Origin of the sequence: Kitasatospora sp. NPDC058032 (genome assembly GCF_042885845.1) — a bacterium.
GTDB lineage: Bacteria > Actinomycetota > Actinomycetes > Streptomycetales > Streptomycetaceae > Kitasatospora.
Map to the genome: position 1 here is coordinate 122,333 of NZ_JBHVRK010000019.1, position 24,195 is coordinate 146,527.

Sequence of the window (24,195 nt, forward strand, 5' to 3'; positions counted from 1 at the left end):
CGCTTCCCGTTCCGCCTTCCGTCCCGCTTCCCCGAGGAGAACCTCCGCCATGCCCATCGTCGAAAGCCCCAGCGCCCGCGTCTCCTACACCGTGGCGGGCTCCGGCCACCCGCCCCTGGTCTTCGTGCACGGCACCGGCTTCGGCGCCGCGGGCACCTTCGGCCACCTCACCGGTGACTTCACCGACGTCCGCACCGTCCTGCTGCCGGACTTCGCCGGCTGCGGCGACACCGAGGACGACGGCCGCGAGCTGACCCCCGAACTGCTCGCCGAGCAGATCGCCGCCGTGATCGAGGCGGCCGGCGACGGCCCGGCCGACGTGGTCGGCTTCTCGCTCGGCTCACTGGTCGCCGCCGCCCTCGCCGCCCTGCGCCCCGAGCTGGTGCGCAGCCTGGTGCTCACCTCCGGCTGGAGCCGCCCGGACGACGCCTACCTGCGCAACCACATGACCACCTGGCAGGCCATCCGCGGCGACGCCGACGCCTTCGGCCGGTTCGGCACCCTGACCGCGTTCAGCCGCGACCACCTCAACTCCCTGGACCACGCCGCGCTCGAAGGCATCATCAAGGGCAACCAGCCCACCGAGGGCGCGCTGCGCCACATCGACCTCAACCTGCGCGCCGACATCCGCCCGCTGCTGCCCCGGATCACCGCCCGCACCCTGGTGATCGGCTGCACCCAGGACGCCACCGTCCCGGTCGGGCTCTCCCGCGAGCTCGCCGACGCCATCACCGGCAGCACCTACGCGGAGATCGACAGCGGTCACGTCGTCGTCTACGAGCAGGGCGCCGAGTGGTCCCGCCTGGTCCGCGACTTCGTCCTCCAGGAGGGCTGAGCACGGCCCCCAACAACAAGTCCGGCCCCGGGTGATGACACATGATCACCCGGGGCTTAGGGTTCCGACCGTGGACGAACTGACCTTCCGCTCGAAGGACCGGTACCACTGGTCCTGGAATTTCGCCATCTGGTTCGGGATGGCCGCGGCCATCGCCGGCGCCCGGGTCGTGTACGACCTCGGCACCACGACCCTCCTCTGGATGATCGGCGGCATCGCCGTCCTCTCCGTCCCCCGCCTGCTGGCCCGCACCACGTGGAGCACGGTCGGACCCGCCGGGATCACCATCCACGGCGCCTTCCGCCGGCGCGGCCGGACCTACCCCTGGCAGGACATCCGGTGGATGGAGGTGTACGAGACGGAGAGCCGGTTCGGGCCGTGCCGCATGCTCCAGATCCACTTCGCCAACGGCCGCAGCCGCTTCCTGACCGGGCTCGTCCAGGACCACTCGCACCCCTCCCCCGACTTCGACGAGCAGGTGTGGCGGGTGCGCAACTGGTGGCACCTCAACACCGAGCCGCCCGCCCGGGTGCGACCGCCGAAGAAGTTCCTCGACCTGCCGACCTCCCAGCTGGTCGCCCTGGTGGCCATCGTCGTGATCGGCACCGTCGTCCCCGTGATCGTGCTCCACAAGTGGTGACGCCGTCCGGGTCCGGGCACGGGGCACCGGACGCAGGCGACCTGGTCTTCCGCGGGCGGGACCGCTACCGCCCGTCCCCCGCACACCTGGCCCTGGTGTTCCTCGTCCCGGCCGTCGAGGCCGCCGCCACCATCCGCGGCCTCGGCCTCACCGGCGCCCTGTGGCTCGCCGGCGGCAGCCTCGCCTTCATCGGCCTCGGCCTGGCGCTCGCCCGGCGGAGCTTCAGCGCGGTCGGGCCCGGGGGCATCACCGTCTGCTGGGGCTTCGGGCGCGGACGCACCCACCCCTGGCAGGAGATCCGCTGGATCGACGTGCGGACCACCAAGGCCGAGGGCGGGACCGCGTCCCAGGTGCGGATGTTCCTCGCCGACGGCCGGCGCCGCGCGCTCCCCGGGCTGGCGGACAGCCCCCTCTACCCCTCCCCGGACTTCGAGGAGCAGTACCGCCGCATCCTCGCCCGGTGGGAGCTGAGCACCGAGGAGTCCGGCCGGGTCCGGCCCCGGAGGCAGCTGCGGGACCGGATCTCGCCCACGGTGGCCGGCTACCTCATCGCGCTCGTCCTCGTCCCGCTCGGCATGCTGGTCCTCTTCCTGATGAGGTGAGCCCGGGCCGCTCCTCACGCACCGCGGCCACCCCGCTCCGGACGGTGCCGACGGCGTCCCGGGCCGCCGTTGGCAGCGGACCGGCGTCCCCTGTGACACTGGAGTCGCTCGAAAACCGAGGTGCGCCCGACCGCATCTCCTTGCGAACCTAGAGGGATGCCCGCCGTGAGTTCTCCCGCAGTCCAGTCCGCCGCCGAGTCCGCCCGGGGCGAGGGGCCCGGAATCGGCGAGCTGGCCGCACGCCTGCCCGAGCTGACCCTGCGCGACCAGGTGCGGATCGGCCGCCGGCTGGACGGCGCGCGCCGGGTCCGCAAACCCGAGGCGCGCGCGAAGATCGCCGCCGAGATCGCCGCCGACGTCGCCAGGGCCGAGCTGGTGGTCGAGCGCCGCCGCGCCGCCGTGCCCGCCATCGACTACCCCGCCGAGCTTCCGGTCAGCCAGAAGAAGGACGAGATCCTCGAAGCCGTCCGCGATCACCAGGTGGTGATCGTCGCGGGCGAGACCGGCTCCGGCAAGACCACCCAGATCCCCAAGATCTGCCTGGAGCTGGGCCGCGGCGTGCGCGGCCTGGTCGGCCACACCCAGCCCCGCCGGATCGCCGCCCGCACGGTGGCCGAGCGGGTCGCCGAGGAACTGCGCAGCCCGCTCGGCGAGGCGGTCGGCTGGAAGGTCCGGTTCACCGACCAGGTCGGCCCGGACACCCTGGTCAAGCTGATGACCGACGGCATCCTGCTCGCCGAGATCCAGACCGACCGCGAGCTGCGCCAGTACGACACCCTGATCATCGACGAGGCCCATGAGCGCAGCCTCAACATCGACTTCCTGCTCGGCTACCTCAAGCAGCTGCTGCCCCGCCGCCCCGACCTCAAGGTGATCATCACCTCGGCGACCATCGACCCGGAGCGGTTCTCCCGGCACTTCGAGGACGCCCCGATCGTCGAGGTCTCCGGCCGCACCTACCCGGTCGAGGTCCGCTACCGCCCGGTCGTGGACGAGGGCGACGAGGACGGCGACGCCGACGAGGCCGACCGCGACCGCGACCAGATCCAGGCGATCTGCGACGCCGCCGAGGAGCTCCAGGCCGAGGGCCCGGGCGACATCCTGGTCTTCCTCTCCGGCGAGCGCGAGATCCGGGACACCGCCGACGCGCTCACCAAGCTCAAGCTCAAGAGCACCGAGATCCTGCCGCTCTACGCCCGGCTGAGCTCCGCCGAGCAGCACAAGGTCTTCCAGCGCTCGCACTCCCGCCGGATCGTGCTGGCCACCAACGTCGCCGAGACCAGCCTCACCGTCCCCGGCATCAAGTACGTGATCGACCCCGGCACCGCCCGGATCTCCCGCTACAGCCACCGCACCAAGGTCCAGCGGCTGCCGATCGAGGCGATCAGCCAGGCCAGCGCCAACCAGCGCAAGGGCCGCTGCGGCCGTACCTCGGACGGCATCTGCATCCGGCTCTACTCGGAGGAGGACTTCCTCTCCCGCCCCGAGTTCACCGACGCCGAGATCCTGCGCACCAACCTGGCCTCGGTCATCCTCCAGATGACCGCCGCCGGCCTCGGCGACATCGCCGCCTTCCCGTTCCTGGACCCGCCGGACTCCCGCAACATCAAGGACGGCATCAGCCTCCTGCACGAGCTCGGCGCGCTCGACCCGGAGGAGAAGGACGTCCGCAAGCGGCTCACGCCGCTCGGCCGCAAGCTGTCCCAGCTCCCGGTGGACCCGCGGATGGCCCGGATGGTCCTGGAGGCGGACCGCAACGGCTGCGTGCGCGACGTCATGGTGATCGCCGCCGCGCTCTCCATCCAGGACCCGCGCGAGCGCCCCGCCGAGAAGCGCCAGGCCGCCGACGAGCGGCACCGCCGCTTCACCTCGGAGACCTCCGACTTCCTCGCCTTCCTGTCGATGTGGCGCTACGTGCGGGAGCAGCAGCGCGAGCTGTCCTCCTCCGCGTTCCGCCGGATGTGCAAGGCCGAGTTCCTCAACTACCTGCGGATACGGGAGTGGCAGGACATCTACTCCCAGCTGCGCACGGTCGCCAAGCAGCTCGGCGTCACCATCGAGGAGGCGCACGACGACGCCGAGCCGGACGCCGACCGGATCCACCAGTCGCTGCTGGCCGGCCTGCTCTCGCACATCGGCCTGTTCGACGTGGAGAAGCGCGAGTACGGCGGCGCGCGCGGCGCCCGGTTCGCGGTCTTCCCCGGCTCCGGCCTGTTCAAGAAGCCGCCGCGCTGGGTGATGTCCGCCGAGCTGGTGGAGACCTCCCGGCTCTGGGCCCGGATCAACGCGAAGATCGAGCCGGAGTGGGTCGAGCCGCTGGCCGGCCACCTGGTGAAGCGCAACTACAGCGAGCCGCACTGGGAGAAGAAGTCCGGGGCCGTCCTGGCGTACGAGAAGGTCACCCTCTACGGGGTGCCGGTGGTCGCGCAGCGGAAGGTCAACTACGGCCGGATCGACCCGGAGCTCTGTCGCGAGCTGTTCATCCGCAACGCCCTGGTCGAGGGCGACTGGGAGACCCACCACCGCTTCTTCGCCGAGAACCGCAAGCTGCTCAGCGAGGTCGAGGAGCTGGAGAACCGGGCCCGCCGCCGGGACATCCTGGTCGACGACCAGACCCTGTTCGAGTTCTACGACGGCCGGCTGCCCGACGACATCGTCTCCACCCGGCACTTCGACTCCTGGTGGAAGCAGGCCCGCCGGGACCAGCCCGACCTGCTCAACTTCGAGAAGTCGATGCTGATCAACGACGCCGCCGACGGCGTCACCGAGGCCGACTACCCGGACCACTGGCAGCAGGGCAAGCTCCGCTTCCAGCTGACCTACCAGTTCGAACCGGGCAGCGACGCGGACGGCGTGACCGTGCACATCCCGCTGCCGGTGCTCAACCAGGTCACCGCGGAGGGCTTCGACTGGCAGATCCCGGGCCTGCGCGAGGAACTGGTCACCGCCTGGATCAAGGCGCTGCCCAAGGCGGTGCGGCGCAACTTCGTGCCCGCCCCGGACTTCGCCCGCGCCGCGCTGCGCGACCTGAGGAACCACCAGGAGCGCCAGGAACCGCTGCTGCCGGCCCTGGAGCACGCCCTGAAGCGCCTGACGGCGGTCACCGTACCGCCGGAGGCCTGGGACGAGGAACGGGTCCCGGAGCACCTCAAGGTGACCTTCCGGGTGGTGGACGGCCGCAAGAAGCTCGCCGAGTCCAAGGACCTGGAGGAGCTGCGGCAGCGGCTCAACCCGAAGCTGAAGGAGACGCTCTCCTCGGCCGCCTCCGGCCGGGGCATCGAGCGGTCCGGCCTGACCGGCTGGCCGGAGGGGCTGCCGGTGCTGCAGCGCACCTTCGAGCAGCGTTCCCGCGGCCACTCGCTGCGCGCCTACCCGGCACTGGTGGACGAGCGGGAGACGGTCGGCATCCGGCTGTTCGACACCCCGCAGGCGCAGGAGCAGGCGATGTGGGAGGGCACCCGGCGGCTGCTGATGCTCTCCACCACCTCGCCCGCCAAGTCGATCCAGGGCCGGCTGGGCAACCAGGCCAAGCTCGCGCTGTCGTACAACCCGCACGGCTCGATCCCGGCGCTCTTCGAGGACGTGGTGGCCTGCGCCGCCGACCGGCTGATGACGCTGGCCGGCGGACCGGCCTGGGACGAGGCGGCGTTCGGCGTGCTGCGCGACAAGGTCCGGGCCGATCTGTACGACCTCTCGGCGGACACCACGCTGAAGACGGCCACCGCGCTGATCGCCTTCCACAAGGCGTCGACCCGGCTGAAGTCGGTGAGCAGCCCGGTGCTGCTGAACCCGGTGAACGACATCCGGCTGCACCTGGCCTCGCTGGTGCACCCGGGGTTCGTCACCGAGACCGGCTGGCAGCGGCTGCCGGACCTCAAGCGCTACCTGCTGGCGGTGGACCGCCGGCTGGAGGCGCTGCCCAACCACCCGCAGCGGGACGCCCAGCAGCTGCTGAAGGTCCAGCAGGTCCAGCAGGCCTACGGGGAGCTGCTGGCGGCCGTCCCGGCCGGGCGGGAGCCCTCCCCGGAGGTGCGGGCGATCCGCTGGATGATCGAGGAGCTGCGGGTCAGCTTCTTCGCCCAGGGGCTGGGCACGCCGTCGCCGGTCTCGGAGAAGCGGATCACCAAGGCGATGGAGGCGGCCAGGGCCACGCTCTGAGCTGCGCCGGGGGCCCTCGGGAGCCGGTTCGGAGCCGGTTCGACCTGGGGGCCCCACATGGGCTACGATCTGTCTTGTTCGCAGCGCGGCCGACAAGGACAAGCGGAGCGGACGGATCAGGAACACTCTGGTCCCGTGGAGCAGTTGGTTAGCTCGCCACCCTGTCAAGGTGGAGGTCGCGGGTTCAAGTCCCGTCGGGATCGCCGTAGTCGAGAGGCCCGGAACCGTTTGGTTCCGGGCCTCTCGCGTTTGCCGGGCCGGCTCTTTTACCCGGACTAGGTCTAGACCACAAGTGACTATGCGTGTGATGGTCGTCACCCGACATTCCCGGGAACCGGCCGTTCGGGCACCCTTCCCAGAAGGGGCTAATTTAATATGTAAAATTGTACTGCTATTCACAGTAAATCCCCCCCACCTCTTCTCCCTCAAATCGTTATCCGGAGTTCAACATTCCGGATGGATCGCACGAGCACGAGAGTGCTGTGGACGAACTGCACCCGGGGCGCGCCGGAACAAACAAAGGGGCCGCTTACCGGACCCGGCGGAGTCCGGTAAGCGGCCCCTTCGAAAGAGCCTTGAGCGTTCGGCCGGTCAGGCCTCGGTGCGCTGCGCCGGAATACCGGCCAGCAGGGCGCGCACCTCCGCCTCACGGTAACGGCGATGGCCGCCCAGCGTGCGGATCGACGTGAGCTTGCCGGCCTTAGCCCAGCGGGTCACGGTCTTGGGATCCACACGGAACATGGTGGCGACCTCTGCCGGAGTCAGCAGGGGCTCGGCATCGGGGGTACGAGCGGTCATGAGCGGCCTCCTCGGGAGAACCGAACCAGGGCGGTTCTATCCTTCAAATTCTGCACCTTGGCCCGCGATGCCCGAAATGGCATAGACGGGCCGAGTCGGTTATAGGACGAACGGCTTGTCCTGGTGTCTACAACTACACCATCCGTCCAGCCCTATCGACCAAACCGCCAAAATTGACCCCTCACGGGTTCAAGGCCGACGGATCGCGATGGACCACCCCATAACGGGCGGTCACCTAATAGTGACATTCGGTTACGAGGGGACCAGACCCTCCGTTTCCCCGCAAAGCGCGCATCGACTCCAGAACCACCCAAAAGTGGGCGCGCTCACGTGAAGTTGGGCTGGTTGTCCCATTTTTGCACATAGGGGTGAGTTCGCGTCAACAGTGAGTAGTGTCACGTTCGACAGGTATTGACCCGAACCGGGACCTTGGTCATATGGGTCAGGCCGTAAGACTCTTACAGTCTTACAAGCACCACCGACACCCGCCCCGGCCAGCGATGACGCCCCCTCAGCCCGGCCCGGCCGCACCCGGGCCCGTCCCGCTCAGTTCGCGTGGCGCAGCGCCAGCACCCGCCGCCAGCGCGTCGTCAGCGCCTCGTACGCGCGCAGCGCCTCCGCCGAGTCCCCCGCCCGCAGCGCCCGCAGCCCGTCCTCCAGTTCCCCGGCCGAACGGTCCGCCGACAGCCTGTCCGGCCCCAGCAGGTGCACCAGCCCCCCGTAGTCCAGCTCCACCAGCGACCGCGGATGGAACTCCTCCAGCCACCGCCCGATCTGCTCCGCCCCCCGCACCAGCTCCCCTTCCGGCACCGCCTCGCGCAACGCCCGGTACGCCCGGGCCACCCGGCGGCGCGCCTGCGCCATCGGCGTCAGGTAGAACAACGCCGACGCCCGGTCCCCCCGGACTCCTTCCCCTCCCTTCTCCCCCGCCACTGCGGGAACGAAGCATCGATCTTCGTCCCCGAACGGCAGGAACCACCGCACCGGCACCTCCCACCGGCTGGTGAGGATCCACGGCCGGGCGTCCGGGTGCTCCGTCCGCCAGCGCTCCCGGTCCGCCTCCGCCTCCGCCCGGGTGGCCGGCGGCAGCGCGGTGTCCAGCAGCGCCACCGGCGCCCCGGCCCGCAGCTCCTCCAGCGCCTGCCAGTTGCGCAGCCTGGTCGCCCACGGGCAGATGTACAGCACCTCGTCCACCAGCCGGACGAAGGCCCGCTCGCTCTCCCGCTCCGGCAGCGCCCGGGGGGTGCGGCCGACCAGTTCGGCCAGGGCCGTGCGCTGCTCCGCCAGCGCCGCCGCGGCCACCGAGCGGCCCGCCTCCGGCGCGTCCGGGCCGTGCTCCGCCGCGAAGGCCTGCCAGTGCGCCCGGTCGGGCTCCGGGTAGGCGGCGAGCGGCTCGTAGACCCGCAGGTGCGCGGCGTAGGGCGGCAGCACGGAGGTACGGACGACGGTCACGTCCTGCATCGTCGCACGCACCCCCCGCCGACCGGGAGTGTCCGGCGGCGGGTGCCCGTCGGCGGCCCCGTTCGCGGACGCACCCCCGGGGCACGAACGGGCTGCTGACGGCCTCCCCGTCTCACCCCTCGGACAACCGGGACGAGCTTCGCCAAGGGGGCGGATCGGCGGCGCCCCCGCGACTACGCTTCGCCCTAGGCGCCCGCACCACAGCAAGCGGGCCTCGGAATACTGGAGTCACCACAGTGACCGACGTACAGACCGCCGCCCCGACCCACCCCGTACCCGGCGTGCTCGGCAGGATCTTCGGCAACTCCCAGGACGGCGCCACCGGCGACGGCCACGAGCAGGTCGTCCTGTGCCACGACCGCTCCTCGGGGCTGAAGGCGATCATCGCCATCCACTCCACCGCGCTGGGCCCGGCCCTCGGCGGCACCCGCTTCTTCCCGTACGCCTCCGAGGAGGCGGCGCTGGAGGACGCGCTCAACCTCTCCCGCGGCATGTCCTACAAGAACGCGCTGGCCGGCCTCGACCTCGGCGGCGGCAAGGCCGTCATCATCGGCGACCCGGCCAAGGACAAGAACGAGGCGATGCTCCGGGCCTACGGCCGCTTCGTCGAGTCGCTGCGCGGCCGCTACATCACCGCCTGCGACGTGGGCACCTACGTCCAGGACATGGACGTCGTGGCGCGCGAGACGGAGTTCGTCACCGGCCGCTCGCCCGAGCACGGCGGCGCCGGCGACTCGTCCATCCTGACCGCCTTCGGCGTCTTCCAGGGCATGCGCGCCTCCGCCCAGGCCCGCTGGGGCCAGCCGACCCTGCGCGGCAAGCGGGTCGGCGTGGCCGGCGTCGGCAAGGTCGGCCACTACCTGGTCGGCCACCTGGTCGCGGACGGCGCCACCGTCGTCGTCACCGACGTCTCGGAGGCGGCCGTCAACCGCGTGCGGGCCGCCCACCCGGACGTGGAGGTCGTCGCCGACACCGCCGCGCTGCTCCGGGCCAAGCTGGACGTCTACGCCCCCTGCGCGCTCGGTGGCGCCCTCACCGACGACACGGTGGCCGCGCTGGGCGAGTCCGGCACCGCCATCGTCTGCGGCGCCGCCAACAACCAGCTGGCCCACCCGGGCGTCGAGAAGGACCTCGCCGACCGCGGCCTGCTTTACGCCCCGGACTACCTGGTGAACTCCGGCGGCGTCATCCAGGTCGCCGACGAGATCGACGGCTTCAACTTCGAGCGCGCCAAGAACAAGGCGACGAAGATCTTCGACACCACCCTGGAGATCTTCACCCGGGCCGCCGCCGACGGCGTGCCGCCGGCCGTCGCCGCCGACCGCCTCGCGGAGAAGCGGATGCGCGAGATCAGCGCGCTGCGCTCGGTGCTGCTGCCGGGCGCCCGCCGGGGCTGACCCCGGTCCGGCCGGGCCCGGCTCGACCGGTGCCCGCCCGGCACCCGACCGGTGATGCGCGGGGGACGTCCACGTCCGTCCCCCGCGCATCACAATGTGGAACCGGATTCTCGATTCTGCGCCCGATCGGGTGATCCAAGGTCCCCCTTGGGGGGATAATCGACGAGGAAACAACGGACCTGAGACACCTCCGGACAGCGTGCAGAAAGCCGCAAAACCTCCCCTGACCTGGGACGACCTGGTCGCGGGTGCGGCTGGTGCGCGCCACGTCACACTGACGACGTACCGTCCAGCGGCAGAAACAGGTACCGTTAATGCTCCAAGGGACGGTTCTCCCCATTCGGGCAGGCCGCTCTTGATCATGAACACGTGTCAGACTCGGGGCCGTGAGCCCCATCGTTGAGGGGGTCGACCCATGGGGCGCGGCCGGGCCAAGGCCAAGCAGACGAAGGTCGCCCGCGAGCTGAAGTACAACAGCGGCGGGTTCGACGCCAATCGTCTCTCCAGCGAGCTGGGCGTATCGCCCTCCACCTCCCCGATCGAGCCGGAGCCGATCGAAGAGGACGAGGACGACGACCCGTACGCGGAGTACGCGGCTCGTTACGCCGATGACGGCGAGGACGACGACACCGAGTCGGGTACCGGGCCCTCGCAGGCCCGCCGTCGCGCGTAGTCTCCCAGTCCGAGTCTGACCAGACCGGCCTCGGTGCCCAGTGCACCGGGCCGGTTTTCGGCGTTCCCGCACCCGCGGACCCGCCCCCGGACGCCGGGGCACTCGGGCAGCGGACGCGGAAGGCCCCTCCGGCGCTGCCGGAGGGGCCTTCCGCGCACCGGCCGGGCTCAGCCCGCCGTGAAGCCCTCGTAGGCGTTGTAGAGGGCCGCGCCGTCCTCGTGCTCGGCGGTGCGGTCGACGATGTCGCCCAGCACCCAGGACTCCACGCCGCGGTCCTCCAGGACCGCCAGCACGGTGTCCACCGAGTGCGGCGGGACGACCGCGACCATGCCGACGCCCATGTTGAGCGTCTTCTCGATCTCCAGGGTGGCCACCTTGCCGACCTCCGCGACGGTCCGGAAGACCGGCAGCGGGGTCCAGGTGCCACGGTCCAGGCGGGCGTGCAGGCCGTCCGGGATCACCCGGGCCAGGTTGGCCGCCAGGCCACCGCCGGTGACGTGCGAGAAGGCGTGCACCTCGGTGGCCCGGATCAGCGCCAGGCAGTCCAGCGAGTAGATCCGGGTCGGCTCCAGCAGCTCCTCGCCGAGGGTGCGGCCGAACTCCTCGACCTTGCGGTCCAGCTTCCAGCCGGCCTGGTTCAGCAGCACGTGGCGGACCAGCGAGTAGCCGTTGGAGTGCAGGCCGGAGGCGGCCATCGCGATCACCACGTCGCCGGCCCGGACCCGCTCGGCGCCCAGCAGCGCGTCCGCCTCGACCACACCGGTGCCGGCGCCCGCGACGTCGTACTCGTCCGGGCCGAGCAGGCCCGGGTGCTCGGCGGTCTCGCCGCCGACCAGGGCGCAGCCGGCCAGCGCGCAGCCCTCGGCGATGCCCTTGACGATCGCGGCGACCCGCTCCGGGACGACCTTGCCGACGCAGATGTAGTCGGTCATGAACAGCGGCTCGGCGCCGCACACCACGATGTCGTCGACGACCATGCCGACCAGGTCGTGGCCGATGGTGTCGTGCTTGTCCATGGCGGCCGCGATGGCCACCTTGGTCCCCACGCCGTCGGTGGCCGAGGCCAGCAGCGGCCGCTCGTAGTTCTTGAACGCGGAGACGTCGAAGAGGCCGGCGAAGCCGCCGAGACCGCCGACCACCTCGGGGCGGTTGGCCTTCTTCACCCACTGCTTCATGAGCTCGACGGCGCGGTCGCCCGCCTCGATGTCGACACCGGCGGCGGCGTAGGTGGCGCCGTTCTGGTTGGAGCTGGTCACTGCGGCCCTTTCGGGTCTGTGGTGGGGGTTGGAACAGCGGTGGGGCCCCGGTTCGCGGGACCCCACCGTGGGCTCGTTACGGGCGGCGCAGCGCGTCGGCCGCGCCCGCCCCGCCGAGCAGCGACTGGACGCCGTCCAGGTCGCTGCCGCTGGTCGGCTTGCCGCGGACCGCGGGGGTCTGCTGGCCGCCCTTGATCTCGGCCTCCAGCAGGAGCTTGCCGAGCAGCGCCGGGTCCGGCAGCTCCATCGGGTACTCACCGTCGAAGCAGGCCCGGCAGAGCCGGTCCTTCGGCTGCTTGGTGGCCTCGATCATGCCGTCGATCGAGATGTAGGAGAGCGAGTCCGCGCCGAGGGTGCGGCCGATCTCCTCGATGGTCATGCCGTTGGCGATCAGCTCCGCGCGGGTGGCGAAGTCGATGCCGAAGAAGCACGGCCACTTCACCGGCGGCGAGGAGATCCGGATGTGGACCTCGGCGGCGCCGGCCTCGCGGAGCATCTTCACCAGGGCGCGCTGGGTGTTGCCGCGGACGATCGAGTCGTCGACCACGACCAGGCGCTTGCCCCGGATGACCTCGCGCAGCGGGTTGAGCTTCAGCCGGATGCCGAGCTGGCGGATGGTCTGGCTGGGCTGGATGAAGGTGCGGCCCACGTAGGCGTTCTTCACCAGGCCGGAGCCGTAGGGGATGCCGCTGGCCTCGGCGTACCCGATCGCGGCCGGGGTGCCGGACTCGGGCGTCGCTATCACCAGGTCGGCCTCGACCGGGGCCTCCTTCGCCAGCCGGCGGCCCATCTCCACGCGGGAGAGGTGGACGTTGCGGCCGGCGATGGTGGTGTCCGGGCGGGCGAGGTAGACGTACTCGAAGACGCAGCCCTTGGGCTTCGCCTCGGCGAACCGGGAGGTGCGCATGCCGTTCTCGTCGATGGCGATGAGCTCGCCCGGCTCGACCTCGCGGATGAAGGAGGCGCCGCAGATGTCCAGCGCCGCGGTCTCGGAGGCGACCACCCAGCCGCGCTCCAGCCGGCCCAGCACCAGCGGGCGGATGCCCTGCGGGTCACGGGCGGCGTAGAGCGTGTTCTCGTCCATGAAGACGAGCGAGAAGGCGCCCTTGACCTTGGGCAGGACGACCTTGGCGGTCTCCTCGATGGAGAGCTCCGGGTGGCCGGCGAGCAGCGCCGTCACCAGGTCGGTGTCGTTGGTCGCGGCCGTCCTCCCGGAGCGGGAGACGTGCTCCTCGCCGGGGAGTTCGGCGACCATCGCCGCCAGTTCGGCGGTGTTCACCAGGTTTCCGTTGTGACCGAGGGCCAGCGAGCCGTGCACGGTCGCCCGGAAGGTCGGCTGGGCGTTCTCCCAGACCGAGGAACCGGTGGTCGAGTAGCGGGCGTGTCCGACGGCGATATGCCCGTGCAACGACCCCAGCGAGGCCTCGTCGAAGACCTGGGAGACGAGTCCCATGTCCTTGAAGACGAGAATCTGGGAGCCGTTGCTCACTGCGATGCCCGCGGATTCCTGACCGCGGTGCTGCAGGGCGTAAAGGCCGAAGAACGTGAGCTTGGCGACCTCCTCGCCGGGAGCCCAGACACCGAAGACGCCGCAAGCGTCCTGGGGGCCTTTCTCACCGGGAAGAAGATCGTGGTTGAGTCTTCCGTCACCACGTGGCACGCCTTCGAGTCTAGGCCAGCCGATCCGGCCCTCCGGCACCCGGGCGACCGGAGCTGACCGGGCGTGGGCAGGTAACGCGCGTAGACAAAACCCCTTACCGGAGGCGGGTTTGCACCTCCGGGAGCGGACGGCGAACCCGCCCGGCCTTGCGGCCCGCGCCCGTTGGCGCGTTCCGGGCGGGTCCGGCGCTTCGCCCGGCGTTCGTCCGCCGTTCGTCCAACGTGAGCCTGCTCACCCGGGGGCACCGTCGGCGCGGGGCGGCGGCGCGGCGGGCAGCAGCAGGCCCCAGCACCCCGGGTGGACCGTCCAGGTGCGGGCCCGGACCGGCCCGACCGGGCGGCCGTCCGCCAGGTAGCCGAAGCCGCGGCCGGCCACCGAGACGCTGGCCGCCTTCGCCCTGAGCAGGGCGCCGGGGGCGCGGACCACGATCTCCATCACGCCCTCGCCGACCGCCTCGCCGGCCGGCAGGGTCACCTGGACCACCCGAACCGGCCGGTGCACGTCGGCGAGCAGCCGGCCGTCCGCCTCGACCCGCAGCCGCGAGCTCTGCTCCCCCGCACCCGGCTCGCCCCGGCCCGGGCGTCCGGTCCGCCCGGCCCGATCCGGCGTGAGCACGGTCCCCTGCTCGGCCGCAGCCAATTTCGCCCATAGCGAACGCCAGCCACTCGGACGGCCCACCGGCCGCCGCGACCCGCTTCCCGAGATCCGCACCCCGCCGAGCGCCACCCCGCCACCGTCGTCGACCAGCAGGTCCAGCTTCCGCGGCGCCCCCGCCAGCACCGCCCGCGCCGCCGCCACCGGGGCCGCCGGAACGCCCAGTCCGCGGGCCGCCGCCACCTCCTCCGGCCGGCCGACCGGCACCAGGCCCACCGGGTCCGTCCCCAGCTCACGTTGGCGGTAGAGCGCCTGGAGCACCCGCTGGAGGGCGAGATCGGAACCGATCACCACCGGTCGCCGCCGGCCGCGGTGCGAAAGCACCCGGTCGAGCTCGGAAGGCGTCTCCGGACAGGCCACCTTGACGTCCGTCCCGCCGGAGAGAACGTCCTTCGCGATCCGCACCGACTCGCCGTCGGACTGCCGGGCCGCCGGGTCGAGGAGCAGGAGAAGCGGCTCCGGGCCGCCGGTTGCGGGCGTGGACAGGGACGACACAACCGGTCCTTCCTCAGGTAATCTCTCGGTGCAAGAGCCCCTTGCGCTATTGCGCCAGGGGCTTCGTCTATCTCGGGGCAGACTGCGGCCTACGCAGGATGCCCCAACCGGAAGGGGTGTACGCCTGTGCCGGCACTCGTGCTCGTTGGCGCTCAGTGGGGAGACGAGGGCAAGGGGAAGGCGACCGACCTCCTCGGCGGCTCCGTCGACTACGTCGTCCGTTACCAGGGCGGCAACAACGCCGGTCACACGGTGGTCATCGGCGACCAGAAGTACGCGCTGCACCTGCTGCCTTCCGGCATCCTCAGCCCGAATGTGACGCCGGTGATCGGCAACGGCGTCGTCATCGACCCGGGCGTGCTGCTCTCCGAGCTCAACGGCCTGAACGAGCGCGGCATCGACACCTCCAAGCTGCTGGTCTCGGGCAACGCCCACCTGATCACGCCGTACCACCGCACCCTGGACAAGGTCACCGAGCGCTTCCTCGGCAAGCGCCGGATCGGCACCACCGGCCGCGGCATCGGCCCGACCTACGCGGACAAGATCAACCGCGTCGGCATCCGGGTCCAGGACCTCTTCGACGAGTCGATCCTGCGCCAGAAGATCGAGGCGGCGCTGCACGACAAGAACCAGCTGCTGGTCAAGCTGTACAACCGCCGCGCCATCCCCGCCGACCTGGTGCTGGAGGAGTACCTGGGCTACGCGGACAAGATCAAGCCGTTCCTGGCCGACACCACCCTGGTGCTCGACGAGGCGCTGAAGGCCGGCAAGGTCGTCCTGCTGGAGGGCGGCCAGGGCACCCTGCTCGACGTCGACCACGGCACGTACCCGTTCGTCACCTCCAGCAACCCGACCTCGGGCGGCGCCTGCACCGGCTCCGGCATCGGCCCCACCAAGATCGACCGGGTCATCGGCATCCTGAAGGCCTACACCACCCGCGTCGGCTCCGGCCCGTTCCCGACCGAGCTGCTCGACGAGGACGGCGAGGCGCTGCGCCGCATCGGCGGCGAGCGCGGTGTCACCACCGGCCGCGACCGCCGCTGCGGCTGGTTCGACGCGGTGATCGCGCGCTACGCGACCCGGGTCAACGGCCTCACCGACTTCTTCCTCACCAAGCTCGACGTGCTCACCGGCTGGGAGCAGATCCCGGTCTGCGTGGCGTACGAGATCGACGGGCAGCGGGTCGAGGAGCTGCCGTACAACCAGTCCGACTTCCACCACGCCAAGCCGATCTACGAGACGCTGCCGGGCTGGAGCGAGGACATCAGCAAGGCGAAGACCTTCGCCGAGCTGCCGAAGAACGCCCAGGCGTACGTGAAGGCGCTGGAGGAGATGTCGGGCGCCCCGATCTCGGCCATCGGCGTCGGCCCGGGCCGCGACGAGACGATCCAGATCAACTCGTTCCTGTAGGCCGGGCCCTCCCGGGGAGGCCCTGCGGACCGCTCGGTCCGCAGGGCCTCTTCCTTTGCCCCCGAATCATTGAACTAGCACAAAAATTGATTGCCTCTAGTGCATTGTTTGGCTACCGTTCCGGGTCATGACCGCGAAGCTGCCCGTCCCTGTCGTCCTCACCGGCCGCCACGTCCGTCTGGAGCCGCTGGAGCGCCGCCACCTGTCCGACCTGTGGGACACCGTCGGCCCGGACCCGGAGGTGTGGCGGTGGATCCCGTTCGCCCCGCCGGCGTCGGAGGAGGAGCTCGGCGCGATCCTCGACTTCCGGCTCGCCGAGGCGGCGGCCGGGAGGGCCGTGAAGTTCGCCGTGATCGAGCTCGCGTCCGGCCGGGCCGTCGGCATCACCGGCTACTACGCGTTCAGCGCCGAGGACGAGCTCGTCGAGATCGGCGGCACCTGGTACGCCCGGTCGGTCTGGCGCACCGCCGTCAACACCGAGGCGAAGCTGCTGCTGCTCGTCCACGCGTTCGACGAGTTGGGCATGGGCCGGGTGTTCTGGAAGACCGACGCGCTCAACGACCGTTCGCGCCAAGCGATCCAGCGGCTGGGCGCCCGGTTCGAGGGTGTGCACCGCCGCGACAAGCGGCGCGCCAACGGCGTCTGGCGGGACACCGCCCACTTCGGGATGCTGCGCGACGAGTGGCCGGCCGCCCGCGCCCGCCTGGAGCGGCGGCTCGCCGCCGGCTGACCGCTATTTCTCCTTGCGGGGCGCCAAGTCCCGTTTGCCCGACCGCCGTTCCCGTGGCTGACGGGTCGCGATGATCTGCGCGACCACCCCGACGAAGACCACCGACACCAGCAGGCCCGTCAGCAACACCACGGCCATCAGCGATCGACCGCCGCCACGGCCCGGACCGCCTCGCCGCACACCCCGATGAGTTCCACACCCCAGTCATCGGCCAAAGCGGCGGCGAGGTCAAGCCCTCGCGCACGAGTTCGAGCCGAGTCCGGCCCGACGGCACCGCGCGGCCACCCGCGGCGCGACCCGTCGGGCTCGGCCCCGGTCCCCGGTGGAAGCAACATCGACTGTCTCCAGTCCAGTTGAGGGGTGGGGCCCGGCTGCCGGCGCAGACCGGCCCCGTGGCGACGACGCTAGGGTTTCAGGGGCAACAGTTGCTACTGCGTCTGGCGCACTTCACCCTATCGAGCGACACGGTGGACCCGGTGTCCACGGGGCGGCAAACTGCACCGAAGGCACCGACCGAGGAGAGACGCGCATGCCCCCACGCCTGTCGCCCAGCGTGCGCCAGCAACGACTCGGGTCGGAACTGCGCAAGTTGCGCGAGCACGCGGGCATGACCCCGAAGGCCATGGCGGCGGCCCTGGGCACGGACGTTCCCAAGATCTCCCAGATGGAGAACGGGAAGTCGGGCATCAGCGCCGACCGCCTCCGCTCCTGGGCCGCCGCCTGCCGCTGCTCCAACCCCCCGCTCGTCGAGGCCCTGACGCTGATGACCCAGGACCGCGGCAAGCACTGGTGGCACCACTTCCGCGGTCGCGTCCCCGCCGGGATGCTCGACATCGCCGAGCTGGAGCACCACGCCGAGTCCCTGCTCGTCCTGAACACCACCTCGATCCCGGGCCTGCTCCAGACCAGCCGGTACGCCGCCGCGATGTTCGCCCGGCTGCGTCCGCCGCTGCCGCGCCACGACGCCGACGTACGGACCGCCTTCCGCACCGAGCGCCAGCAGGTCCTGGCCGCCGGCCGGCCGTTCACCGCGTTCATACACGAGGCCGCGCTGCGGATGCAGTTCGGCGGCCCCGCGGTCCTGCGCGAACAGCTCGCCAGCCTCCTGGACGACGCCGAGCGCCCCGGGGTCACCGTCCGCGCGATCCCCTTCAGCGTCGACACCTATCCCGGCTCGGGCGAGGACCTCTTCCTCGCCCACGGACCGGTCCCCGAGCTCGACACGGTGCAGATCGACCTGACCCAGGGACCGCAGTTCATCGACTCGGAGGCGGACCTGGCGTCCTACCGCTCGATCGTCACCGAGTCCGACTCCCTCGCCCTGGCCCCCGAGGAGACCCGCGACTTCGTCCGGCGCATCATGACGGACCTGGAAGGCCGGCCACCCCGATGACCGACTGGCAGAAGTCCTCGATGAGCGGCAACAGCAACCAGTGCCTCGAAGTGCGGGCCGCCGGCGGACAGATCGAGATCCGCGAGTCCGACACCCCCGACTCCGCCGTCACCACCACCACCGAGGCCTTCGCCCGCTGGATCGAGGGCGTCAAGCGCGGCGAGTTCGACCACCTCACCACCCGGTAGCCCACCCACCTCCGACAAAGGAGCCACCTCCATGGACACCTGGCAGAAGGCCGCCCCCGGCGGCGAGGGCGACGACGCCCTCGAGATCCGCACCGTCAACGGCATGGTCGAGATCCGCGACCCCAGGAACGACGCCATCGTCGTCCGCACCACCCCCCGCAAGTGGGCCGCCTTCGTCCTCGGTGTGAAGGCCGGCGAGTTCGACCACTTCGTCGAGCGTTAGGGCGTGTCCCGCTCCGCCGCCCCCTCGCTCCGCGCGAGCGGGCGGCGGAGCGCAGCGCACCGGACCCGGGGAAATGGACGCGAGGGGGAGGGGTGGGCTTCGCTAGGATTGGGGAGCCCACAGTGGAACGTCGCTCTGGCCGGCAGCCCGGGAGGCGGCGCCTGTGCCCGGTTCTCCTCGCCGCCCCAGACCCTGCGCCCGTCACGGCACTCCGGGACAGGGGTGCGTGCGGGAGAAATCGGAGCATCCGAGGATGGCTCGGCACCTGATCACCAGCGCCCTCCCCTATATCAACGGGATCAAGCACCTGGGCAACATGGTCGGGTCCATGCTGCCGGCGGACGTCTACTCGCGGTACCTGCGCCAGCGCGGGCACGAGGTGCTGTACATCTGCGCGACCGACGAGCACGGGACACCGGCCGAGCTGGCCGCGCAGGAGGCAGGGCTGCCGGTGGCGGAGTTCTGCGCGCGGGCGCACGGGCAGCAGAAGGCGGTCTACGACGGCTTCCGGCTCTCCTTCGACTACTTCGGCCGCAGCTCCTCGCCGCAGAACCGGGAGATCACCCAGGAGATCGCGCGCGAGCTGCACGCCAACGGCTTCATCGAGGAGCGGGCGATCCGCCAGGTGTACTCCAACGCGGACGGCCGCTTCCTGCCGGACCGGTACATCGTCGGCACCTGCCCGCACTGCGGCTACGACAAGGCCCGCGGCGACCAGTGCGAGAACTGCACCCGCGTGCTGGACCCGACCGACCTGCTGGAGCCGCGCTCGGCGATCAGCGGCAGCGCGGACCTGGAGGTGCGGGAGACCACGCACCTGTTCCTGCTCCAGTCGAAGCTGACCGGGCAGGTGGAGGACTGGGTCGCCGCGCACGGCGACGAGTGGCCGGTGCTGGCCTCCTCGATCGCCCGCAAGTGGCTGACCGAGGGCCTGCAGGACCGCGCGATCACCCGTGACCTGGAGTGGGGCGTGCCGGTCCCGGCCGACGTGTGGCCGGAGCTGGCGGCCGCGGGCAAGGTCTTCTACGTCTGGTTCGACGCGCCGATCGAGTACATCGGCGCGACGAAGGAGTGGTCGGACGCGGCGCCGGCCGGCGAGCTGCGGGACTGGAAGTCCTGGTGGTACGAGGCGGACGAGACGGTCCGCTACACCGAGTTCATGGCCAAGGACAACGTCCCGTTCCACACGGTGATGTTCCCGGCCACGATCCTCGGCTCGCGCAGGCCCTGGAAGAAGGTCGACTACGTCAAGGCCTTCAACTGGCTGACGTACTACGGCGGGAAGTTCTCCACCAGCCAGAAGCGCGGCATCTTCACCGACGTCGCCCTGGAGCTGCTGCCGGCCGACTACTGGCGCTACTTCCTGATGGCCCACGCGCCCGAGTCGGACGACTCCAGCTTCACCTGGGACCTCTTCGCCTCGGTGGTCAACAAGGACCTCGCCGACACCCTCGGCAACTTCGTCAACCGGGTGCTGTCCTTCAGCCGCAAGCGGTTCGGCGACGACGTGCCGGCCGGGAACCCGGCGGGCGAGGCGGAGCAGCGGCTGGGCGCGCAGATCGCCGAACTGCTGGCCGACTACGAGGCGCAGCTGGAGGCGCTCAACTTCCGCAAGGCGGCGCAGAGCCTGCGCACCCTGTGGAGCGCGGGCAACGCCTACCTGGACGAGAAGGCGCCCTGGCTGCAGGTGAAGACCGACCCGGAGGCGGCGGCGCTGACGCTGCGCACGGCGATGAACCTCATCCACCTGTACGCGGTGGTCTCCGAGCCGTTCATCCCGGCGGCGGCGCAGGCGATGCGCGAGGCCTTCGCGCTGCCCGCCGACGCCCCGGCGCGCACCACCACCTGGGTGGACGCGGACGCGGCGCGGGCGCTGGACGCGGTGCCGGCCGGGACGCCGTTCACGGTGCCGCCGGTGCTGTTCGCGAAGATCACGGACGAGGACCTGGCCTCCTGGACCGAGCGCTTCGGCGGCGGCGCGTAGGCACGCGGGCGCGTGGCCGAGTAGGCGTGCGTTCGAATGGGTGCGCGTTCGATGGACGGCCGTCTCCCCGCGCGGGGAGGCGGCCGTCCATCGGTTTTTCACCCGATCGTGGAATCGCCCGGCCCCTGGCGGATCGGCCAGACTGGCCGTCCCCGACCGACACGCGAGGGAGGCGCCGACGATGGCCGCCGAGGACGATCCGTTCACCGAAGAACCCCTGGCCGACGAGCCGTTGGCCGACTGGTACGCCGAGCGGGCACGCCGCCGCCGGGCGCCGGGGACGCGGGACGCGATCACCCTCGCCCCCGGGCCCCGGCGTGCCGCCCACCTCTTCCAGGACGTGCCCCGGCTGGTGGTCGAGTGGGACGGCCACACCTGGCAGCCCCTGGCGGTGGCACAGGACTACGCCGGGGCCTATCCGCTGATCGTCCGCCCCGAACGGGCGTCCGGGCCGCAGGCGCTCTTCCCGCAGGCGGACGCGCCCGTCCCGCTGCTGCGCCGGGGAACCGGCCGGCACCGCAAGCCGGACCACTGACGGCCGGCCGCCGGCGAGCCACCCGCCGGCCGCGTCCCCGACCTCTCGGGTCAGAACACCCGGACCTTCCGGGCCGTGTGCACGGTGAGGGCCGCGAGGTAGAAGGCGTCGGGGCGGGCGAGGATGCCGGTGGGGGCCTCGGGGTCCAGCAGGGCGTCCAGCGCGGCGAGGTCGGCCTCGTCCAGCAGCTCGGCCGTCTGACCGCGGCGGCGCGAGAGCTGGGCGTGCAGGAACTCGCGGGCCGGGGTGTCCAGCGGGGCCGGGTGGTCGACCAGGAAGGTCCGGCTGCCGGTGGGGATCAGCCCGGCGGCGGCCAGCAGGGCCGGCCAGTCCTCGACCACCGCCACCGCGTCCGGGACGGACTCGCGCATCGCCGCGAAGGTCTCCTCGTGCGCCGCGTCCAGGCGGGCCTGCAGGCCGGGGCGGCCGAGGCCGAGGTCGCGCGGGAGGTAGCGGGCCGGGAGGCCACCCTCGGCAACGGCCAGCAGACCGCCCGGGCGCAGGGTCGCGGCCAGCGCGGTCAGCGCGGCCTGCTGGTCGCCCAGGTGGTGGATCGCATTGCCGGACCAGACCAGGTCGGCCCTGCCGAGCGTGCCGAACTCCTCCGGCAGGTCGGCGCGGTGGGTACCGACACGACCGGCCGAGCGGGTGCGGGCGCGCTCCAGCAGGGCGTCCGACCGGTCGACGGCGACGACCTCGGCGGACGGGAAGGCGTCCGCGAGCAGCCCGGCGACCACGCCGGGGCCGCTGCCCACGTCGAGCACCCGGTGGACGGGGGCGCCGTCCAGCAGCCCGCCCAGCCACCGGGCGGCCTCGGTGACCGCCGGGACCTTGAGTTCGGCCTCGCGCTCCAGGTGACCGGCGAGGGCGTCCCAGTCGAACTCGGCCTCCTGGCCGTGCTGGTGAGCGTGCTGGTGGGCGGGCGCGTGGCCGTGGGCGTGACCGTGGGCGTGGCCGTGCTGGGGGGTGTGGGCGTGCGGGGCCATGGGGAACTCCGTCCTCTCGGTGGGTCGGTTCAGGCTGCGACGAGGGCGCGCTCGACGTCCTCGTCCACCAGGTCGTGGTTGAGCGCGAACGCCGCCGCGGCGCCCGCTCCGGCGGCGGTGACCACCTGGGCGCGCGGGTCGGCGACGTTGCCCACCGCCCACACCCCGGGCACGCTGGTGCGGCCCGTGCGGTCGGTGGTCACCCAGCCCTGCTCGTCACGCTCGCAGTCCAGGCCGAACAGCAGGGCGTCCCGGGGCACCATGCGCGGGAAGAGGAACACCGCCTCGCGCGGCACGGCCGTACCGTCCGCCAGTTCGACGCCGCGCAGCCGGTCGTCGGTGACCACCACCCGCTTGACCTCGCCCTCGACGACCCGCACGCCCCGGACGTCGAGCCGGGCGCGGTCGTCCGCGGACGGCTCCAGGGTGTGCGCGAGCAGCACCACGTCCGCCGACCACTGGCGCAGCAGCAGCGCCTGGTGCACCGCGCCCGGGTGGGTGCCCAGCACGCCGAGCGGGCGGTCGCGGACCTCGTAGCCGTGGCAGTACGGGCAGTGCAGCACGTCGCGGCCCCAGCGTTCGGCCAGGCCCGGCAGCTCCGGCAGGCCGTCGCGCAGACCGGTGGCGACCACCACCCGGCGGGTGCGCAGGGCCGGGCCGCCGGCCAGGTGGACGTCGAAGGCGGGCGCGTCCGCGGCCGGCACCGGCTCGACGTGGTCCACCCGGGCGTCGAGCAGGTCGACCCCGTACCCCGCCAGTTCGGCGCGGCCGGTCTCCAGCAGCGCGGCCGGGGGCATGCCGTCCCGGGAGAGGAAGCCCCCCATCCGCTCGGCCGGGGCGTTGCGCGGCTGACCGGCGTCCACCACGGCCACCCGGCGGCAGGCCCGGGCCAGCACCAGGGCCGTGCTCAGCCCGGCGGCACCGCCGCCGACCACCACGACGTCATAGCCGTCGGTGGCGGTGGAACTCTCGGGAACGGTCCCGTTTCGCATCTCGCTCACGGCGATCACCTCCACCGCCAGGCTGCGCCGACCGCCGGGCGGGAGGCAACTTTCGTTGCTGTTTCAGCAACACCCGCCCGGTCGGTCAGCGGGCGGTGCGCCGCCAGTACGAACGGGCCGCCACCGCCAGGGCCGCCCCGTACACGGCGAACGCGCCCAGGCCGATCCAGGCGACCAGCAGGGTGTCCGCCGCCGTCGGGAAGTCACCGCGCGGCACCTCCACCACCCCCGCCGTGGCCAGCGCCGACCAGCCGACACCCACCGCCCCGTACGGCGCCAGGGTGGCCACCCCCAGCAGGGCGGGCAGCAGCGGCAGCCAGCGCGGGACCGGGCGGCCGGCCAGCGGGAGGGTCCAGCGCGGGAACACCTGCCCCCAGGGGCGGACCAGCCCCCAGAGCAGGAACACCCCGAGGCCCGCCAGCAGCGCGGTCCCGTCCAGCCCCCAGGACTCCAGGGTGAGCCAGACCCCGGAGGCGCCGTTGCGCACGGAGGCGGCGTGCATCTCGGCGCCGCTCATCCCGGCGAAGGTGCCGCCGGAGGCCCAGCACAGCTTCATCACCACGTACGGCACGAACGCCGCGCTCCCCGCGAGCGCCGCGAGCTGCACCGTTCCCGAGGCGGCCGACGGGGCGGGGCGCGAGGCCCCGGAGCGCGGACCGGCGGAGTGCGAGCCGGCGGACGGCGCGGTGCCGGAGCGCGCCGCGGCCGCCAGCAGCCCCGCGCCGAGGGCCGCCAGCGCGTGCTCCGCCGCGCCCGGCCCGCTGTCCAGGCCCTGGCCGAACAGCAGCGTGATCGCGTCCATCAGCAGGCCGAAAGCACCGGCCGCGGCGAGCCCGCACAGCGTCCAGAGCACCCCGCGCACCGCCCGACCCGGCCCGGCCGCGCCCAGCACCGCCCCGGCCGCCGCCGCGGCCAGGCCCACCGCCGCCACCGCCCAGCCCACCGCGGCGGCACCGAACAGCGGTGTCCCGCCCAGCGCGCAGCCCGCGCCGAGCACCGCGTAGCCGACGCCCCAGGCGGCCACCGCCCGCCCGTCGGTCCGCCACCCGTCCACCCGCCGCCACCGGCCCGCCGGCCACCGCCCGTCCACCGTCGTCATACCGCCACGTTCGCAGC

The 24,195-nt window shown here is 72.2% G+C and carries 21 protein-coding genes and 1 tRNA gene; 14 read left to right on the forward strand and 8 right to left on the reverse strand.

Translation table 11 applies throughout. The features are described 5' to 3' along the window. Window positions 1–49 precede the first annotated feature (49 nt). The 5 genes from ACFVUH_RS27160 (at window position 50) to ACFVUH_RS27180 (ending at window position 6,438) form a co-directional block, all read left to right on the forward strand. Complete coding sequence (locus tag ACFVUH_RS27160; protein ID WP_355362154.1) at window positions 50–835, forward strand: alpha/beta hydrolase; 786 nt, start codon at window positions 50–52, stop codon at window positions 833–835. Window positions 836–905: 70 nt separating this feature from the next. Continuing rightward, window positions 906–1,475 (forward strand): hypothetical protein, encoded by a 570-nt coding sequence (locus ACFVUH_RS27165; protein ID WP_387915852.1) that lies wholly within the window; start codon window positions 906–908, stop codon window positions 1,473–1,475. Beyond that, on the forward strand, window positions 1,472–2,077 hold the full coding sequence (locus tag ACFVUH_RS27170; protein WP_387915853.1) for a hypothetical protein: 606 nt from the start codon (window positions 1,472–1,474) through the stop codon (window positions 2,075–2,077). The genes ACFVUH_RS27165 and ACFVUH_RS27170 overlap by 4 nt, the downstream gene beginning before the upstream one ends. Before the next feature lie 156 nt (window positions 2,078–2,233). Continuing rightward, window positions 2,234–6,235 carry an ATP-dependent RNA helicase HrpA gene (gene hrpA / locus ACFVUH_RS27175; RefSeq protein WP_387915855.1) on the forward strand — a complete coding sequence of 1,334 codons (4,002 nt, stop codon included), beginning with the start codon at window positions 2,234–2,236 and terminating at the stop codon, window positions 6,233–6,235. A 129-nt stretch (window positions 6,236–6,364) separates the two neighbouring features. Further along, a tRNA-Asp gene (locus tag ACFVUH_RS27180) sits at window positions 6,365–6,438 on the forward strand. Window positions 6,439–6,826: 388 nt separating this feature from the next. On the opposite strand, the gene bldC is transcribed toward ACFVUH_RS27180, so the two are convergent. Continuing rightward, a complete protein-coding gene (gene bldC / locus ACFVUH_RS27185; protein WP_014137253.1) occupies window positions 6,827–7,033 on the reverse strand; it encodes a developmental transcriptional regulator BldC in 207 nt (68 codons plus the stop codon). Between the two features lie 546 nt (window positions 7,034–7,579). Then, entirely contained in the window at window positions 7,580–8,494 is a 915-nt protein-coding gene (locus tag ACFVUH_RS27190; protein ID WP_387915856.1) for a hypothetical protein, read from the reverse strand. Between the two features lie 236 nt (window positions 8,495–8,730). On the opposite strand from ACFVUH_RS27190, the gene ACFVUH_RS27195 reads away from it, so the two are divergent. Both ACFVUH_RS27195 and ACFVUH_RS27200 read left to right on the forward strand, forming a co-directional pair. Then, the gene (locus ACFVUH_RS27195) at window positions 8,731–9,891 is read left to right on the forward strand and encodes a Glu/Leu/Phe/Val dehydrogenase dimerization domain-containing protein (protein ID WP_387915857.1); all 1,161 of its coding nucleotides are present in this window, start codon (window positions 8,731–8,733) and stop codon (window positions 9,889–9,891) included. 415 nt (window positions 9,892–10,306) lie between these two features. Further along, complete coding sequence (locus tag ACFVUH_RS27200) at window positions 10,307–10,564, forward strand: DUF3073 domain-containing protein (RefSeq protein WP_327679361.1); 258 nt, start codon at window positions 10,307–10,309, stop codon at window positions 10,562–10,564. A gap of 167 nt (window positions 10,565–10,731) precedes the next feature. On the opposite strand, the gene purM is transcribed toward ACFVUH_RS27200, so the two are convergent. The 3 genes from purM to ACFVUH_RS27215 form a co-directional block, all read right to left on the reverse strand. Next, on the reverse strand, window positions 10,732–11,820 hold the full coding sequence (gene purM / locus ACFVUH_RS27205; RefSeq protein WP_355362162.1) for a phosphoribosylformylglycinamidine cyclo-ligase: 1,089 nt from the start codon (window positions 11,818–11,820) through the stop codon (window positions 10,732–10,734). Between the two features lie 76 nt (window positions 11,821–11,896). Then, a complete protein-coding gene (purF, locus tag ACFVUH_RS27210; protein WP_355362164.1) occupies window positions 11,897–13,480 on the reverse strand; it encodes an amidophosphoribosyltransferase in 1,584 nt (527 codons plus the stop codon). A gap of 231 nt (window positions 13,481–13,711) precedes the next feature. After that, window positions 13,712–14,629, reverse strand: coding sequence for a diacylglycerol kinase (locus tag ACFVUH_RS27215; protein ID WP_387915858.1), 918 nt, complete (start codon window positions 14,627–14,629; stop codon window positions 13,712–13,714). 126 nt (window positions 14,630–14,755) lie between these two features. Between ACFVUH_RS27215 and ACFVUH_RS27220 the strand changes: the two genes are divergently transcribed. The 7 genes from ACFVUH_RS27220 (at window position 14,756) to ACFVUH_RS27250 (ending at window position 21,092) form a co-directional block, all read left to right on the forward strand. After that, entirely contained in the window at window positions 14,756–16,039 is a 1,284-nt protein-coding gene (locus ACFVUH_RS27220) for an adenylosuccinate synthase (protein WP_355362168.1), read from the forward strand. Window positions 16,040–16,166: 127 nt separating this feature from the next. After that, complete coding sequence (locus ACFVUH_RS27225) at window positions 16,167–16,769, forward strand: GNAT family protein (RefSeq protein ID WP_355362170.1); 603 nt, start codon at window positions 16,167–16,169, stop codon at window positions 16,767–16,769. Between the two features lie 529 nt (window positions 16,770–17,298). Then, a complete protein-coding gene (locus ACFVUH_RS27230) occupies window positions 17,299–18,162 on the forward strand; it encodes a helix-turn-helix transcriptional regulator (protein ID WP_355362172.1) in 864 nt (287 codons plus the stop codon). Then, window positions 18,159–18,350, forward strand: a complete 192-nt coding sequence (locus ACFVUH_RS27235; protein ID WP_387915859.1) for a DUF397 domain-containing protein — start codon at window positions 18,159–18,161, stop codon at window positions 18,348–18,350. Before ACFVUH_RS27230 ends, ACFVUH_RS27235 begins: the two co-directional genes overlap by 4 nt. Before the next feature lie 31 nt (window positions 18,351–18,381). Beyond that, window positions 18,382–18,573, forward strand: coding sequence for a DUF397 domain-containing protein (locus tag ACFVUH_RS27240; protein WP_355362176.1), 192 nt, complete (start codon window positions 18,382–18,384; stop codon window positions 18,571–18,573). Between the two features lie 253 nt (window positions 18,574–18,826). Next, entirely contained in the window at window positions 18,827–20,557 is a 1,731-nt protein-coding gene (gene metG, locus ACFVUH_RS27245; RefSeq protein ID WP_387915860.1) for a methionine--tRNA ligase, read from the forward strand. Window positions 20,558–20,738: 181 nt separating this feature from the next. Next, entirely contained in the window at window positions 20,739–21,092 is a 354-nt protein-coding gene (locus tag ACFVUH_RS27250) for a DUF6087 family protein (RefSeq protein ID WP_355362180.1), read from the forward strand. A gap of 50 nt (window positions 21,093–21,142) precedes the next feature. Here the strand turns inward: ACFVUH_RS27250 and ACFVUH_RS27255 are convergent, their stop codons facing one another. The 3 genes from ACFVUH_RS27255 to ACFVUH_RS27265 all read right to left on the reverse strand — a co-directional run bounded on the left by ACFVUH_RS27255 (window position 21,143) and on the right by ACFVUH_RS27265 (window position 24,178). Continuing rightward, the gene (locus ACFVUH_RS27255) at window positions 21,143–22,078 is read right to left on the reverse strand and encodes a class I SAM-dependent methyltransferase (protein WP_387915862.1); all 936 of its coding nucleotides are present in this window, start codon (window positions 22,076–22,078) and stop codon (window positions 21,143–21,145) included. Between the two features lie 29 nt (window positions 22,079–22,107). Beyond that, window positions 22,108–23,070 (reverse strand): NAD(P)/FAD-dependent oxidoreductase, encoded by a 963-nt coding sequence (locus ACFVUH_RS27260; protein ID WP_387915874.1) that lies wholly within the window; start codon window positions 23,068–23,070, stop codon window positions 22,108–22,110. Window positions 23,071–23,164: 94 nt separating this feature from the next. Continuing rightward, window positions 23,165–24,178, reverse strand: a complete 1,014-nt coding sequence (locus ACFVUH_RS27265) for a hypothetical protein (protein ID WP_387915863.1) — start codon at window positions 24,176–24,178, stop codon at window positions 23,165–23,167. Window positions 24,179–24,195 lie beyond the last annotated feature (17 nt).